13 protein-coding genes are annotated in these 15,075 nt (G+C 62.2%); 7 read left to right on the top strand and 6 right to left on the bottom strand.

Annotation, left to right across the window (positions count from 1 at the left end):
* Positions 1-325: 325 nt before the first annotated feature.
* From aceB to AOZ07_RS17190, 3 genes are read left to right on the top strand one after another with little or no spacing between them, the layout of a single operon-like run.
* On the top strand, positions 326-1,957 hold the full coding sequence (aceB, locus tag AOZ07_RS17200) for a malate synthase A (RefSeq protein WP_060703097.1): 1,632 nt from the start codon (positions 326-328) through the stop codon (positions 1,955-1,957).
* On the top strand, positions 1,954-3,207 hold the full coding sequence (locus tag AOZ07_RS17195) for a DUF6986 family protein (RefSeq protein WP_060703096.1): 1,254 nt from the start codon (positions 1,954-1,956) through the stop codon (positions 3,205-3,207). The genes aceB and AOZ07_RS17195 overlap by 4 nt, the downstream gene beginning before the upstream one ends.
* A 10-nt stretch (positions 3,208-3,217) precedes the next feature.
* Positions 3,218-4,054, top strand: coding sequence for a bifunctional allantoicase/(S)-ureidoglycine aminohydrolase (locus AOZ07_RS17190; RefSeq protein WP_060703095.1), 837 nt, complete (start codon positions 3,218-3,220; stop codon positions 4,052-4,054).
* A gap of 245 nt (positions 4,055-4,299) precedes the next feature.
* Here the strand turns inward: AOZ07_RS17190 and AOZ07_RS17185 are convergent, their stop codons facing one another.
* Together AOZ07_RS17185 and AOZ07_RS17180 are read right to left on the bottom strand one after the other, a co-directional pair.
* Complete coding sequence (locus AOZ07_RS17185) at positions 4,300-5,367, bottom strand: CobW family GTP-binding protein (RefSeq protein WP_060703094.1); 1,068 nt, start codon at positions 5,365-5,367, stop codon at positions 4,300-4,302.
* A gap of 92 nt (positions 5,368-5,459) precedes the next feature.
* Complete coding sequence (locus tag AOZ07_RS17180) at positions 5,460-6,158, bottom strand: maleylpyruvate isomerase family mycothiol-dependent enzyme (RefSeq protein ID WP_060703093.1); 699 nt, start codon at positions 6,156-6,158, stop codon at positions 5,460-5,462.
* Positions 6,159-6,360: 202 nt separating this feature from the next.
* Here AOZ07_RS17180 and AOZ07_RS17175 point away from each other — a divergent pair, with 202 nt between their 5' ends.
* Entirely contained in the window at positions 6,361-8,136 is a 1,776-nt protein-coding gene (locus tag AOZ07_RS17175) for a plasmid pRiA4b ORF-3 family protein (protein WP_171918757.1), read from the top strand.
* A 10-nt stretch (positions 8,137-8,146) separates the two neighbouring features.
* Here AOZ07_RS17175 and AOZ07_RS17170 read toward each other — a convergent pair whose 3' ends face one another.
* The 4 genes from AOZ07_RS17170 to AOZ07_RS17160 all read right to left on the bottom strand — a co-directional run bounded on the left by AOZ07_RS17170 (position 8,147) and on the right by AOZ07_RS17160 (position 11,956).
* A complete protein-coding gene (locus AOZ07_RS17170; protein ID WP_075972532.1) occupies positions 8,147-9,511 on the bottom strand; it encodes an LCP family protein in 1,365 nt (454 codons plus the stop codon).
* A gap of 164 nt (positions 9,512-9,675) precedes the next feature.
* The gene (locus AOZ07_RS17165) at positions 9,676-10,563 is read right to left on the bottom strand and encodes a LysR family transcriptional regulator (protein WP_060703091.1); all 888 of its coding nucleotides are present in this window, start codon (positions 10,561-10,563) and stop codon (positions 9,676-9,678) included.
* Between the two features lie 112 nt (positions 10,564-10,675).
* Positions 10,676-10,834, bottom strand: coding sequence for a hypothetical protein (locus AOZ07_RS18905; RefSeq protein ID WP_171918759.1), 159 nt, complete (start codon positions 10,832-10,834; stop codon positions 10,676-10,678).
* Between the two features lie 99 nt (positions 10,835-10,933).
* Positions 10,934-11,956: a LacI family DNA-binding transcriptional regulator gene (locus AOZ07_RS17160; RefSeq protein ID WP_060703090.1), complete on the bottom strand. Its 1,023-nt coding sequence runs from the start codon at positions 11,954-11,956 to the stop codon at positions 10,934-10,936.
* A 246-nt stretch (positions 11,957-12,202) separates the two neighbouring features.
* Between AOZ07_RS17160 and AOZ07_RS17155 the strand changes: the two genes are divergently transcribed.
* From AOZ07_RS17155 to AOZ07_RS17145, 3 genes are read left to right on the top strand one after another with little or no spacing between them, the layout of a single operon-like run.
* Complete coding sequence (locus tag AOZ07_RS17155; protein WP_075972531.1) at positions 12,203-12,550, top strand: L-rhamnose mutarotase; 348 nt, start codon at positions 12,203-12,205, stop codon at positions 12,548-12,550.
* Between the two features lie 30 nt (positions 12,551-12,580).
* On the top strand, positions 12,581-13,753 hold the full coding sequence (rhaI, locus tag AOZ07_RS17150) for an L-rhamnose isomerase (protein WP_060703089.1): 1,173 nt from the start codon (positions 12,581-12,583) through the stop codon (positions 13,751-13,753).
* Positions 13,754-15,061 carry an MFS transporter gene (locus tag AOZ07_RS17145; RefSeq protein WP_060703088.1) on the top strand — a complete coding sequence of 436 codons (1,308 nt, stop codon included), beginning with the start codon at positions 13,754-13,756 and terminating at the stop codon, positions 15,059-15,061. It abuts the gene before it with no gap.
* Positions 15,062-15,075: the final 14 nt, after the last annotated feature.

Here is a 15,075-nt window from a genome sequence, read left to right as displayed (position 1 = left end):
GGCACTCATTTTGGAAGTAGCTTACGTGTAAGTTCTACGATGCGAAATCCTCGTCTCAACAATAGCCTAAAAACCGGCATTTCTTCCACGATCCGATAATTCATCGACAAAAATCCGTGCATGAGGTTGCAAATACCCCTTGCATTTTCATTTTGAGGATAATAGTATCCACTATACGGAAATCTTTTGGATCGCCGAGATCATGAACTGGCAGCCAATGCCGTCACGGCAGAGCAGGTTGCAGCAAGACAATTGGGTGCATGTCAAAGCATCCATACATGGAACAGAGCAGTGCAAAAGAGCACAAGAGGTTAAGGAACAACTCATGAGTATTTCAATTACCAGCATCCCTGATGTCGCTGATGCCCAGCAGATCCTCTCCGATGACGCCCTAGCTTTCATCCAGAAGCTGCACCAGAAATTCGCCGGAACTCGCGATGAACTGCTGGCCGCCCGCGCGGTGCGCCGCAAGGAATTCTCCGATGCCAAGGGCATCGACTTCGACCCGCAGACCGAATCGGTGCGCACCGGCGACTGGAAGGTCGCCGAAGCGCCAGAAGCGCTGCGCGACCGCCGAGTGGAAATCACCGGCCCGGCCTCCCCGGCCAAGATGGCCATCAACGCCCTGAACTCCGGCGCCAAGGTCTGGCTGGCCGACCTGGAAGACGCCTCCACCCCGAGCTGGTTCAACGTCATCGACGCCATCTCGAACCTTTCGGCCGCCGCCCGCGGAACCCTGGCCTTCTCTGACGCCAAGACCGGCAAGTCCTATGAGCTGCGCACCGATGCACCACGCGCAGTGGTCGTGGTTCGTCCGCGCGGCTGGCACATGACGGAAAACAACGTCCTCGTGGACGGCAAGCCTGCCGTCGGCGCCTTGGTGGACTTCGGCCTGCACTTCTTCCACAATGCCAAGGTGCTCACCGAGTCGGGCCAGGGCCCGTTCTACTACCTGCCGAAAATGGAGCACTACCTCGAAGCCCGCCTGTGGAACGAGATCTTCACCTTCGCCCAGGCCGAGCTGGGCATCGCCCATGGCACCGTGCGCGCCACCATGCTCATCGAAACCATTCCGGCCGCTTTCCAGATGGAAGAATTCCTCTACGAGCTGCGCGAGCACGCCTCGGGCCTGAACGCCGGCCGCTGGGACTACCTGTTCTCCATCATCAAGACCTTCCGCGAAGCCGGAGCCGGATTCATCATGCCGGACCGCTCCGCAGTCTCGATGACCGCACCGATGATGCGCGCCTACACCGAACTGCTGGTCAAGACCTGCCACAAGCGCGGAGCCTTCGCCATGGGCGGCATGGCCGCCGTCATCCCGAACCGCCGCGAACCAGAAGTCACCGCGGCCGCCTTCGGGAAGGTCCGAGATGACAAGACCCGCGAAGCCAACGACGGATTCGACGGCTCCTGGGTAGCCCACCCGGATCTGGTGAACATCTGCAAGGAAATCTTCGACGCCAAGCTCGGCGAGAAGCCAAACCAGATCGACCGCCAGCGTCCAGAGGTTGAGGTCACCGCAGCCCAGCTGCTCGACGTCGCCAGCGCCCCGGGTGATGTCACCGAAGCCGGCGTGCGCGCCAACCTCTACGTGGCCGTGGCATACACCGCAGTGTGGCTTTCGGGCAACGGCGCGGTGGCCATCCACAACCTGATGGAAGATGCCGCCACCGCTGAAATCTCCCGTTCGCAGATCTGGCAGCAGATCCGCAACGAGGTGGTGGCTGCCGACACCGGCAACACCATCACCGCAGAATTGGTGTCAACCATTCTGGGCGAAGAGGTGGAACGCCTGCGCGGCGAGGTCAATAATGAAGAGCACTTCAAGGCCTACTACGAGCCAGCTGCACAGCTGATCGCCACCCTGACCAGCGGCAAGGATGAGGACTTCGCAGACTTCCTCACCACTGGCGCATATGAACTGTTGGAAAAGGAGTACGTGAGCAAGTCATGATCAACCCCTTCGATGAGTCCACGCTGGACAGCGTAGAAGCGCTGCTAGCCGGCACAGACCAGCTGCTGGAACAGTCCTACCCGGGCGATTCCGGGGCACGCCAGCCCATCCATACCGTGTATGTTCCGGGCGACAAGTACACCCCCGATCTGCCCGCGGCCTGGGGCCGGAACGCCATTGCGGCTGCCGGCGGCCTCATGGGCCTGTCCGCCCTGGCAGCCAAGCTGAACCTGGCCGAGCCGCAGCGCCTGGCCGAGCTGGTGGCCGACAAGCTGGCCAGCGAACCCATCGAAGACTTGCGCATTGACTTTGAAGACGGCTTCGGCAATCGCAGCGATGCCGAGGAGGACGCAGCCGTGCTGGCCGCGGCCGACTCGCTCGCTGCGGCCGTGGCCGCCAACAAGGCTCCCTCCTTCATCGGCATCCGCTTCAAATGCTTCGAAGCCCCGACCCGCGCCCGCGGCATCCGCACCCTGGGGCTGTTCATTTCGCAGCTGCTTTCCCATGGGGAACTGCCTGCTGGCTTGCGCCTGACCCTGCCCAAGGTCACCACCGTGGACCAGGTCAAGGCCATGGTGCTGCTCGCCGAGCAGCTGGAGCAGGCCCACGGCCTTGAAGCGGGCAAGATCCGCTTCGAAGTCCAAGTCGAAACCCCGCAGGTGATCATCGCCGCCGACGGCACCCATCCCGTGGCCCAGCTGATCCACGCAGGCCAAGGCCGGGTATCTTCCCTGCACTACGGCACCTACGACTACTCGGCCTCGCTGGGCGTGGCCGCCGGCTACCAGTCCATGGAACACCCGGTGGCTGACTACGCCAAGGATGTCATGCAGGTGGCCGTGGCCGGGACCGGCGTCGAGCTGTCCGATGGCTCGACCAATATCATCCCTGCCGGCGACCCGGAAAATATGGCAGAAGCCTGGGCCCTGCACGCCCGATTGGTCTCCCGCCACCTGGCCCGCGGCATCTACCAGGGCTGGGACCTGCACGAAAACCAGCTGCCCACCCGCTACCTGGCCACCTTCGCATTCTTCCGCGAAGGCCTGCAGGCGGCCGGCACCCGCCTGCGCAACTACGTCCACCAGATCAGCTCCACGATCATGGATGAGCCCGCCACCGCACGGGCCCTCGCCCGCTACATCCACCGCGGGGTCACCTGCGGTGCGGTGAGCGCCGAGGAAGTCGCCGAACTAGCCCAGATCACCCTGTCCGAACTCGAAGCGATCGCGCTGAATCGCTCCCACGCCTAAGGATCCTGTCATGACTGTTCCAGCAATCCAGAACTCTTCATCCTATTTCGCGAACTTCGGCGGGCACCCGCCGCAGAGCGATCTGCTCACCGACCGCGCCATCGTCACCGAGGCCTACACGGTCATCCCCAAGGGCGTGCTGCGCGACATCGTGACCAGCGTCTTCCCCGAGTGGACCAATACCCGCGCCTGGGTTTTGAACCGCCCGGTCGCCGGTGGCGCCACCACCTTCGCCCAGTCCATCGTGGAAGTTGCCCCAGGCGGCGGATCCACCAAGCCGGAGCCGCAGGCAGAAGTCCAGGGCTTCATCTTCGTGCTCACCGGCCAGCTGACCGTGGTCATCGAAGGCACCGAGCATGTGCTCGAAGACGGCGGCTTCGCCTACCTGCCAGCAGGGGCCACCTGGTCGGCACGCAATGACGGCACCGAGCTCACCAGCTTCCACTGGCTGCGCAAGCGCTACGAGCCGCTGGCCGGCGTGGACGCTCCGGGCCCAGTGGTTGGCAACGAGCGCGACGTCGAGCCCGGCGCCATGCCAGGCACCGATGGGAAATGGCGCACCACCCGCATGCTCGACCCGAACGATGCGGCCTTCGACTTCGGCGTGAACATCGTGACCTTCGAGCCGGGCGCATCCATCCCATTCGCCGAAACCCACGTCATGGAGCACGGCTTGTACGTGCTGGAGGGCAAGGGCGTGTACCGCCTGAACGGCGACTGGGTCGAGGTTGAGGCCGGGGACTACATGTCCCTGCGTGCCTTCTGCCCGCAGGCTTGCTACGCCGGTGGCCCGGACAACTTCCGCTACCTGCTCTACAAGGATCAGAACCGCCAGATCGCGTTGTAAGCCAGCGCGTCCATAATCTTCCGGGGCCAGTGCCCGCGCAACCCGCCGCATTGCCGGCACGCCGTATCCGACTCACTGTCCGAGTGATGTTTCATCTTTACCAGGACATGGCGGGCCGGTGCAACGGGTATTGCGCAGGTGCTGGCCCCGGTTTTATTTGCCCACAATTACAATCAGCCCGAATCATTGCCGGTAAGCACTCGGTTTCTGAAATCGTCGGCTGCTCATCAACTACAATTCCGCGCTCAACTAGTCACAGATTCGTCGTCGTCGATCAGCACGTCTTGATGCTGTTCAGCGGGTGAACTGAGGATCAAGCGATGCTCAAGACGCGTGAGACTTTGCGAGGACGGTTCAGCGGTGGAAGCTTGCAACGAAGTGCGCAAGCGATCACCGACCCGTTGCTCATCCAGCTCGACTCCGACTGCGACTAAGGCGTCATCGGCAGGGTCAGAACCTGGTGTGGCTACCTGAAGATGTGGTTGCCTTCCGACCATGTTGACCAGAAAGCGTTGCGTGCCGCGACCGGTCCGTAATTTCACGTGGCCCTTGAGCCGGTAAGCGTCTGCCGGAGGGTTCTCGAGAAGATCCAGCAGAGCTCCCGGATCTGCCGGCTCGGGGCAGGGCACGGTGACTGCGTGGGCATGCGGCGCATGGCTGTGGTCATGTTCGGCCCGTGAAGCAGCGGCCAGCGGAAGCTCATCCGACGGATCTTCATTCATGGCGATATCAAAGATCAGCTGAGGATCTATGGCGGCGTGCGAAGCGGGAACGATGGCCACCTGCGGGTTCGCCTCGCGGACCCTGTCGCTGATCCGCGCGAAGGCCGCGTCCCTCGCCTTTTCCGGGAGCATATCCAGCTTGTTGACCACCACGAGGCTGGCCGCGGTGAAGCGGGCAGGCGCCATGGCTGCGGTGTCCACCGTATGTTCATGCTGCACCGCGTCGATGACATCGATGATGCCTCCAGGGCGCACCCCGGGCGCGTTTCCGTAGCGCAGGAGCCGATCCACATTGATCGGATCGGCGGCGCCGCTGGCTTCAACGATGATTGCGTCCAAGCGGAGCTTTGGCTGGGCCAGCTTTTCCAGCAGCTCGTCCAGCCCGCCACTGTCCGGAAGGCAGCACACGCAGCCGCCGGCAATGGATTCGGCGGCATCGATCTGCCCGGTGATCAGGCCGGTATCAACATTGATCTTGCCGATATCGTTGATGATTACGCCAACTCGGGTTCCCGGACGGGTCAACAAGCCATTGAGCAGACTGGTTTTGCCCGCGCCGAGATATCCGGTGAGCACAATAACGGGGATCAAGACCGGTTCCTTTTCAGCTGGACGAGCGGGCCATGCCCATTCTCCCGGTTAGCCAAGGCAAAATCACGGGTGGGCACACGTGGGCGAGGCGGCTACCAGGTCGGAAGGCCGGGAATCGGTCCGTCGGCTTTGATGTTGCGGGTATTGCCCCGGGCCAGCCATTCAACCAAGCCTGCGCGGTTGGCGCGGACGGTCAGCGAGCCATCGCCGACGACCCATGTGTCGCCTTCTTCGCTGAGAAGTGTCATGCCTGGAGCATTTTTGGCGCGCATGGTGCGCACCGCAGCCTGGATGGCATCTTTTTGGGAAGCCGGATCGGCTTCCCCAATGGTCCAGGCGGTATCGAGATCGTGATGGTGGATGGCCACTTCAGTGATTCGCAGAGCCACGATGTCAGCGGCCGGGATGATCTTGCCGTGCAGGTCGACTTCTTCCACCGCTAGCTCACCAGCCAGGCGCTCGCACTGCTGGGCGAAGTAGGTGGCAGATTCCCCAAAAGCGGAAAGCAGTTCCTCGCGGGGCAGTGCGGCCAGCTGGTCGATTTCCGCGTTGCGGGCTTCCTGTGATGCGTATAGTTTCTGGGGTTCGCCGCTGATAGCCCAGTCAATAAGCTTCACCAGGGTGCGGCCGTTGGAGGCCAAGTGCGCGATGACGTGGGCGCGGCTCCAGCCCTCGCACAAGGATCCGGCAGCCAATTCTTCGGCGGACAAGGCCTGCACCGTAGCGGACATCATCGCAGTTTCGCGAGCAAGCCGGGCGAGATCCGAGTGCAATTGCGCAGTATTGATCATGTTGCCACCCTACCAACGCGGGCCTTGGCGCAATAAAGATTTCGTCATAGACATCCAAGTGGTCTGGATTCAGATCTGCACAGTCGTATTCGCCGTGGCTATTCCAGAATTCCATTGAATCGCGTCCTCCCAAATGTTGGGCAGGAGCACGGGATGGCACGTAGCCTTGAAAGTAAGCGAAGCAACGATGGGAAGCAGCTCAGTGGCGAAGAAAAAGAAGAAGCAGAAGCCCAAGCAGGGGCACCCGGCGCGCCTGCAAGGAGACGTCATCTCCATTGAACGGGCGAAGGTCAAGCGCGGTTTGGATGCGCTAGCCCCTCAATTCACCCGGTGGCTCGAAGCCCAGCATGGAGATAGCGAGCTGGCACCCATGGTTTTGGCCGCAGTGGGTGAGACCTTGAGCTACTACGCTGAAGTGATCGAGCTTCGCGGCGTCACCGACTTCGATCCGCCGCAGCTTTTCACGGTGCTGAATGCAACCATCGAATTTGAAGAGGCCGAAGACCCTGATGACGGCTCCGGAGAGCTTCGCGAGATGGTCTTCACCGCATGGACCGTCTACCTGGATTTCCTGCGTGAAAATGATCTGTGGCGGGGTGACCCAGCGGGTCTCGAATGGCTGCTTGAGACGATCAACTCGGACGATCCCTTCAGCGAGCACAGTGACGCGCAGTTGCTGGATGTTCCGGAGTCTGCAGAGGACGCCGTGGCTGAAATCGGCCAAATGCAGGTCTTGGAGATGGGACGGGTTCTCCTTGCCTGGGCCACCACCAAAGGCCATGAGCACTGGAACGCTGGCCCGGGCCCGAAGTATATTTCCCAAGCCGCTGAAACGGCCCGCGGGCTATTTTCAAAGGACATTGATACTTCAAGCCGTCAGCATGCTGCTTCTGTTGTGCTCTCCGCCCTCGAATCGGTCGGCGCGCTGGACACCGCAACCGGTGCTGTTCCGGAGCGCGGCAACAATGCCGAAGATCTCATGGCCCCCGGCGACGTAGCCAACTACGAGAGCAAGTACAGCTACCTCAAAGCCGTCCTTGATCTGCTGCTGGCCCAGCCTGAGCAGAGTGCCGGCGAAAGCCTTGAGGCCTGGGGCTTGTCCAACCTCTGGCTGCTCCAAGCCATTGATGGCCAGGCGCAGCCGGTGGCTGAAGATCGCAGCGAGGCGTTCTCCGAAGCAGGGTGGGCCGGGGCCCATCATCGCATGGAATTGCTGCGTTCGCTTGGCCTAGTGAGCCAGGGGCGGGCCTACGATATTCCGGGAATTGTCCGGCTAGCACTGACCGATCTGGATGCAGACGCCCAAGAACAAGCGCTGGGACAAGCGCCGGGAGACCAGTCAGTGGCCGATCCCTTCGGATTCTCGCTTGACGAGGAAGAGGAGCCCAAGCGCCTGAAGCGCACTGAACCGTATAAGGGCAAGGTGCTGCAGCTGAAGCTCACCCTGCGCGAAGCCAAGCCGCCGATCTGGCGCCGCGTTATGGTGCCCGCTGACTTGAACCTTGGCGATCTGCACGACATTATCCAGATCAGCTTCGACTGGTCCGATTCGCACCTGCACCAGTTCTACGGGAAGAACTACAAGGTCAGCTACGGTCCGCAGAACCCATATATGAAGAGCGATATCGACGAGTCGACGGTGCTGCTCTCCAAGCTCTTCAAACAGCCCAAGGACCGCCTGGCCTACGCTTACGACTTTGGCGATGATTGGCGGATCGGTATCGAGGTCGAGGACGTTCTCAAGTCCGATGACGGCCAGCTGCCGAGGTGCATCGGCGGACGCCGGATGGGCCCGCTGGAAGACACTGGCGGACCGTGGCGCTGGAATGAGATGGTCGAGGAGCTGAAGAATGACCAGCCATTGACCATGATGGAGGACGTGCTCCCTGAAGAATTCGCCGCGGTTCCGGGCGAGGATTTCGACCCTGCGGTGTTCAGCATCGAGGAAATCAACGAGAACTTGGACGCGGAGTTCTAGAACCGAACGGTTAGCCGCACAGGCTTTGGCTGGCTTTGCGATTGGTGGTTTTCACCGGTGACTTTTCCGGTTTCTCTACGCTCTGGTAGTCCTGGCCCAGGTGCAGCTGGACTCCGTCGATGGCGGCGGTTTCCGGCTTGAGATCCAGATTCAAGTCCTTGGCCAGGGCCACGGCGGTTTGCTGCGCCTGGTCGGTGTCGGCTGCCAGCAAGGTGGTAGCGCCCTGCACGCTGGCGGCATTGCCGACACCGGACACCGTGAACCCTTGTTCGCTGGCCTTCTTGGCGTAGTCGCCGGCGAGATTCGCGACCCGGGCAGCATTGGTGATGTGCACGGCTGCCGCACGGTCATTAATTTCCGACGCGGCATCAGCATCGGATTTCTTGCCGGACTTTGTGCCTGCGAGGGCGACCGGCGAGTCTTCCCGGAGGCTGGCAAAAAGTGATTCTGCGTCTGCGGAGGGGACTACGCGATTGCGGTTCTGCGGTGCCGGCGACCAGGGCATGGTCATGAAGGTGATGTCATCGGAAGGGACCGCTTGGGCCCGGGCTGCCAGGGCCGTGAGATCCGAGAGCGAGCTCAAGCCGGGGTCGACCGTCAGGGACGAGGTCGCAGCGTCCAGGAACGAGTACAACCGATCCGGACGGGCCAGCGTTTCACGGCTGGTCGCCTGCTGGACGATCGCAGACATGACCATTTGCTGGTGGCCCAGCCGGGCGATGTCGCTGCCATCGCCCACCGCGTGGCGGGTCCGGGCCAGAGCCAGGGCATCGGTGCCATTAACCTTCTGGTCGCCAGCTGGCAGGTCGAGCTTGGCCTTGGGGTCCTTCATGGGCTGCGGCAGGCAGACATCGACTCCGCCCAGGGCATCGACAATGGAGATGAAGCCTTCGAAATTGATCTCGATGAAGTGGTTCAGCTGCACCCCGGTCAGCGACTCAACGGCGGCCACCGAGCAGGCCGGGCCGTAATTCAGCGCCGAGTTGATCATTGCCACGCCGCCGGAAAAGGACCCATGCCCGGTGTCATCGCAGGCTGGCATGTCAACCAGGGTGTCACGCGGAATCTGCACCGCGTCGATGCGCTTGTTGCCTGCGGCCACGTGGACCAGCACCATGGAGTCGCTGCGGGCACCGCTGCCCTTGCCGAATCCGGAGGCTTCAAGGTCGCGGGTGTCAGAGCCAAGCAGCAGCAGATTGAGCCCGTGGCTGGAGTCGGGAGCGGCGGATTCGGCGCTGCGCATGGATGCTGTGGAGATGTTGCCCTGCAGCTTGAACCAGAGCCCGCTTGCGGCGACAACCAGGGCAATGACCAGTGCAAAGACGAGCAGAAGCGTGATGCGCCGGCGGTGAGGTCGGATTCGAAGCTCGGTCATCTAGGGGCCTCCTGCGTTCTTCATCTGGTCATGGGTCAACCTCCAGACGATCACGAGAGCCATGCACTGCGCCAATAGATTTGGCGATCGGATCCATGCATCGAAGCTATGGCAGGTCGCGCAGGCCCATCACTGCGCGGATACCCCCGTGCCGGTGCAATGGCTCACAAGAAGTGCAAGAACTCTGCCAGCGCAGGATTCTGGAACGGGTCGCGCCGGTAGATCACGCCGATGGCCCGGCCGGTTCCAGCTGGCAGCGGCAACTGCTTTCCGCCATAGACTTCCGCCGTGCTGGCCATGGTGCGGGGGATCATGGTGATCCCGCCGCTGGCAATGCTCAGCGGCACCAGGGCATCGCGCTGCACCGTGGTGATGACCCGCGGCGGGGTGCAGCCAAGCGAACGGTAAACCTCATCGGTCACCTTGCGGATGGAGGTGGGCTGGGGCAGGCTGACCAAGGTCAAATTACTTAGCAGCTGCGCGTTGAGCTCGTTGGCGCCGTCCAGGCCTGCGGGGAGCACTGCCGAGAATTCCTGGTGGCAGACCAGTTGGGTTTCCAGGTCTGCGGGGACTGCGTGGCTGACACCGAAGGCCGCGTCGGCGCTGCCCAGGCGAATCGCCTCCACCAGTTCATCGTGGTCCTGGACGCTGAGGATTTCCAAATGCACGCCGGGATGCTTCTGATGGAATTTGCCTGCATACTCCGGCAGTACACTGCCAATGAGCGACGGCAGGCCTGCGATGCGCAGGGAACCGGTTTTCAGTTCCCTGGTCGAAGCACCCAGGGCGTTGATCGAGGCCAGCTCGTCGAGGATCCGGCGCGCCGCCGGCACGATGGCGCGGCCGGCCTCGGTCAACTGCATGGTGCGCCCCGCGGCCCGGAAAATTGGCAGGCCCAGGCCCTGTTCGAGGGACTGGATCCGGCGGGAGAGCGAGGGCTGCGAGATGCCGAGGATGTCTGCGGCTGCGGTGAACGATCCGTAGTCGACCACGGTGATCACAGCTGCGATCTGAGGCAGGGAGACAGCACTGAGGTCTGGTTGATTGGCCATAGCGTGAAGGTCCCCTGGAAGATGCGGCAGCAGCAGTACTACCGGAAAACGCTAGCATGGCCGCCTGTGGCCACCGGCTGGCGTGCGTCGCGGCAATGGGGCTCGCGGGTATTCAGTCGTCGGTGCCGTCGATGGCAGCGCCATCGGGAGTTGCCCCGCCCTCGTCGGTCCAGTCCTGGCCGACCTCATCATTGCGCGCAGGGTCGGAGATGGCGTCCGGCACTTCGGCTTCGTCCTTGTCCAGGAATACTTCCGGATTATTTGCAGTCATGCTTCCGTTCCTTTCGTTGGCTGGACGGCCAACCTAGCATCAGATGCGCGGTGGATGCATCTTCACCGGGCCCGCTTTGAGGAAGCAATCAGCAAGCCATCAGCCCGCGGTGCCTGCACCCGCAGTCGATTCGCGGATGACAAGCTTCGGAGTGAAAACGAACTGTTCGCGCACTGCGTCTGCGCCTGCCTCCGACTCGCGCAACAGCACGTCAACGGCGGTGCGCCCGATTTCCTCGGCCGGCTGGCGCACTGTGGTGATGGGGACAACCGCTGATTCGGCGAAGTCGATGTTGTCGTAGCCCACCAGTGCGATGTCTTGGGGGACACGGAGCGAACCGGACATCACGAGCGCTTGCAGGATGCCCAGGGCCAGCAGGTCATTGGCGGCAAAAACGCCATCGGGACGTTCAGCTGGATCCATGGCCAGGATGCGCTCGCCGGCGGCCCGCCCTTCCAGCACTGTCAATTGCCTGGTTGGCATATGCTGGAGGACGGTTCCGGCGGTGCCGGCGATGACCGACTGGGCTCCTTCGAGGCGGTGCTGGACCTGCACGATGCTTTGCGGTCCGCCGACAAACGCGATCTTCTTGCGGCCAAGATCAACCAGATGCTGCACCGCGATGCGGCCGCCTTCAACGTCGTTGACCGACACGGAGGAGAAACTGCGGTCTCCGCTGCCTCGGTCAACCAGGACCACCGGGGTGCCAGCCTCGCGAATTTTCCAGAGGCGGCTCAGGTCGCTGTGCATGGGGGAGATGAGCACCCCGGCCACGCGCTGCTCGTCAAAGAGATCCAGCAGCTGCTGCTCGGTGGTGAGCGAGTTGTCGCTGGAACCCATCAGCACCGTGTAGCCGTTTTCCAGGGCCCGGTGCTGCGCGCCCTGGGTGACATCCATGAAGAAGGGGTTGCGCCCGTCGAGGACCACGAGCCCAAAGTTCCGGCTGTGTCCTGCGCGCAATTGCCGGGCGGCATCGTTGCGGACAAAACCGAGCCTTTCAATGGCTGCGGTCACCTTGGCCACGGTGCGTTCCGAGACCACCTCGGGGCGATTGAGCACATTGGAAACGGTGCCCACGGAAACTCCGGCTTCGGCGGCGACTTCCTTAACGCTGACGGCCACAGAGAATTCCTGTTCTGATCGAAGGTGCTGCTCTTGCGAGTATATCCCGGGCTGTGGCAGCCGGCTTAATGCAGGACCCAATTGAAAGGTTTCAAATCTTTTCAATGGTGATGGCAAATCCCGCTTGATCTTCCAGAGTGAAGTGCCTTACACTCAATATGCCGGGTAATTGAAACGATTCATTTTTTGAATTAGGGAATCGCCGGCACCACTAACATTGACGTTTGGCGCAGATAAGGAAAACCCGTGCGAGTTTGCTTCCAGCTACAAGTTCTTCCCGAGCTGATGGATCAATACATCGAACGCCACCGGGAAGTCTGGCCACAGATGCTCCAGGCCATCGAGGAGGCCGGGCGCCGGAACTACTCGCTCTTCCTGCGTGGTGACGGGCTGCTTATCGGCTACTACGAAACCGACGATGATCACGCGGCCCAAGCGGCCCTCGACGTCGATCCGCGCACCGCGGCATGGGAGGCGCAAATGTCGCAATTCTTCGTCAGCCTCGACGGGCGCGCAGACCAGCAGGCCCAACGGCTCACTGAAGTATTCAACCTCGAAGACCAGCTGGCAAGCCTTCCAGCAACCAAGAACTAGTTCACCGCATTGACAGAAATGGAGAGGTCTATGGGCGCAACGCTGAGCCCCGAGAACCTGCAAACCCTCAACCGGCTGGCCATCGAGGTCCCTTCGTGGGCCTACGGCAACTCCGGCACCCGCTTCAAGGTCTACTCCACCGCGGGCACGCCACGAGACCCCTTTGAAAAGATTGCCGATGCCGCCGAAGTGCACCGGCTCACCGGCCTCGCGCCCTCGGTGGCCCTGCACATTCCATGGGACAAGGTCGAGGACTTCACCGCGCTGCGCACCCATGCCGAAAATCTGGGCGTGCGCCTGGGAACCATCAACTCCAATACCTTCCAGGATGATGACTACAAGTTCGGTGCGCTGACCCACGAGGATCCAAAGATCCGCCGCAAAGCCATTGACCACCACCTCGAATGCATTGACGTCATGGATGCAACGGGCAGCCAGGACCTGAAGATCTGGCTGGCGGAAGGCTCCAACTACCCCGGGCAGGCCGATATGCGCGGGCGCCAGGATCGCCTCGCGGATTCGCTGGCAGAAATCTACGCCCGGCTCACCGGCGAGCAGCGCCTGGTGCTGGAGTACAAGTTCTTCGAGCCGGCTTTCTACCACACCGATGTTCCCGACTGGGGCACCTCCTACGCCCAGGTCGCGGCCTTGGGGGAGCGCGCGATGGTCTGCCTCGACACCGGGCACCACGCACCGGGCACCAACATCGAATTCATCGTGATGCAGCTGCTGCGCCTGGGCAAGCTGGGCTCCTTCGACTTCAACTCGCGCTTCTACGCCGACGACGACCTCATCGTCGGATCCGCGGATCCATACCAGCTCTTCCGCATTATGGCCGAGGTGATTCGCGGTGGCGGGCTGGAGGAGCAGAGCACCATTTCCTTCATGCTCGACCAGTGCCACAATGTCGAGAACAAGATCCAGGGACAGATCCGCAGCGTGCTCAACGTCCAGGAAATGACCGCCCGTGCCCTGCTGATCGACCGTGTCGCACTGACCGAGGCGCAGATTTCCGGGGACGTGCTGGCCGCCAACGAGATCTTCATGAACGCCTTCTACACCGATATCCGTTCGGAACTTGAAGCCTGGCGAGCCGAACGCGGCCTGCCAGCAGACCCGATGGCGGCCTTCCGCTCATCGGACTACCAAAACCGCATTGAAGCCGAACGCGTCGGCGGAGTCCAAGCAGGATGGGGAGCATAAATGCGTACCGCAGCAACGAAGCGCGGCATCTCCGGATGGAAAGCCACCATCGCGGTGGCGATGAGCAACTACATCGAGGCCGGCGCCATTATCGCCCTGGCCACCAGCCTGAGCCTGTGGCAGTCGGCATTCGGATTCGATGACGCGCTGGTCGGGGTGATCGCCGCGGTGTCCGCCAACGCCTTTGGCGCGGCGCTGGGCGCCATGATCGGCGGCCCATTGTGCGACCGCCTGGGCCGCAAATTCATCTACACCTATGACCTGATGGTCTTCATGATCGGTGCCTTGCTGATCACCTTCACCTTCAACACCACGCTGCTGGTGGTGGGCGTGGTGCTCATGGGCATCGCTGTGGGCGCTGGCGTCCCGGCTTCCTGGACCTACATCGCCGAAGAGGCGCCCGAGGAATCACGCGCAGCCCATGTGGGCACCGCTCAGCTGGCCTGGTCCTTTGGCCCGGCCGTGGGCTTTGCCCTGGCCATCATGGTCGAGCCGATGGGCGTGAGCGGATCGCGGCTGATCTTCTTCCATCTGTTCATCGTCGCCGCGGTCACCTGGTGGGTCCGTCGAGGCCTGCCGGAATCCACCCGCTGGAAAGAGCAGCGGGCCGCCGAGCTGGCCAATGGAACCAAATTGTCCTTCTTCTCCGGCATCCGCGGATTGCTGGCCGAACGCAAGAACTGGTCGGCACTGCTGTTCCTGATCGGTGTCTACGGACTGTGGAATACCGTGGCAGGCCAGGCCGGAATCTTCCAGCCGCGCGTCTATGAAGCGGCCGGCGTTGAATCGGCCACCCAGCAGAACCTGCTCCAGGTCCTGGTCTGGATGCTGACCGCCGCGGCCACCTACTTCGGCTTCATGAAATATGGCGACCGGGTTTCGCGCCGCTGGCTCTACTTCGCCGGGGCCTTGCTTGGCATCGTGGCCTGGGCGGTGCTGATCTTCGTTCCGCCCGGAGCGTTCTCGCTGTTGTTCTACGCGTTGGCCTGGGGCATTTCAGCAGGCATCGGCGCGCAGGCCTTCTATGGACTGTGGACCGCAGAGCTGTTCGCCACCACGTACCGCGCCAGCGCCCAGGGCATGTTGTTCATGCTCGCCCGCGTCATGGTCGGCCTGCTCTCGCTGGTCTTCCCGGTGCTGCTCACCAGCATGGGCCTGGAAAAGCTCGGCCTGCTGATCCTGGGCCTGCTGGCCGCAGCCCTGCTGATCGGAACCATCTGGGCTCCCGAAACCCGCGGCAAGTCCCTGGAAGAAATTGAAGTAGCACGCTACGGCAAGCTGGTCGCACCCCACAAGGTCGACGCGTAAGCGCCTGCGTGGAT

This window comes from Glutamicibacter halophytocola, from assembly GCF_001302565.1.
In the GTDB taxonomy this organism is placed as follows: Bacteria; Actinomycetota; Actinomycetes; order Actinomycetales; family Micrococcaceae; genus Glutamicibacter; species Glutamicibacter halophytocola.
Note: the sequence above shows the minus strand (reverse complement) of the source record. Positions and strands in the feature narration are given on the sequence as shown.

What these genes read in the sequence shown, in the direction of transcription:
- AOZ07_RS17190 (WP_060703095.1), top strand. Translation starts at nt 3,218, where the DNA reads ATGACTGTTCCAGCAATCCAGAACTCTTCATCCTATTTCGCGAACTTC.
- aceB (WP_060703097.1), top strand. Translation starts at nt 326, where the DNA reads ATGAGTATTTCAATTACCAGCATCCCTGATGTCGCTGATGCCCAGCAG.
- AOZ07_RS17165 (WP_060703091.1), bottom strand. Translation starts at nt 10,563, where the DNA reads ATGGCCAATCAACCAGACCTCAGTGCTGTCTCCCTGCCTCAGATCGCA.
- AOZ07_RS17170 (WP_075972532.1), bottom strand. Translation starts at nt 9,511, where the DNA reads ATGACCGAGCTTCGAATCCGACCTCACCGCCGGCGCATCACGCTTCTG.
- rhaI (WP_060703089.1), top strand. Translation starts at nt 12,581, where the DNA reads ATGGGCGCAACGCTGAGCCCCGAGAACCTGCAAACCCTCAACCGGCTG.
- AOZ07_RS17145 (WP_060703088.1), top strand. Translation starts at nt 13,754, where the DNA reads ATGCGTACCGCAGCAACGAAGCGCGGCATCTCCGGATGGAAAGCCACC.
- AOZ07_RS17180 (WP_060703093.1), bottom strand. Translation starts at nt 6,158, where the DNA reads ATGATCAATACTGCGCAATTGCACTCGGATCTCGCCCGGCTTGCTCGC.
- AOZ07_RS18905 (WP_171918759.1), bottom strand. Translation starts at nt 10,834, where the DNA reads ATGACTGCAAATAATCCGGAAGTATTCCTGGACAAGGACGAAGCCGAA.
- AOZ07_RS17195 (WP_060703096.1), top strand. Translation starts at nt 1,954, where the DNA reads ATGATCAACCCCTTCGATGAGTCCACGCTGGACAGCGTAGAAGCGCTG.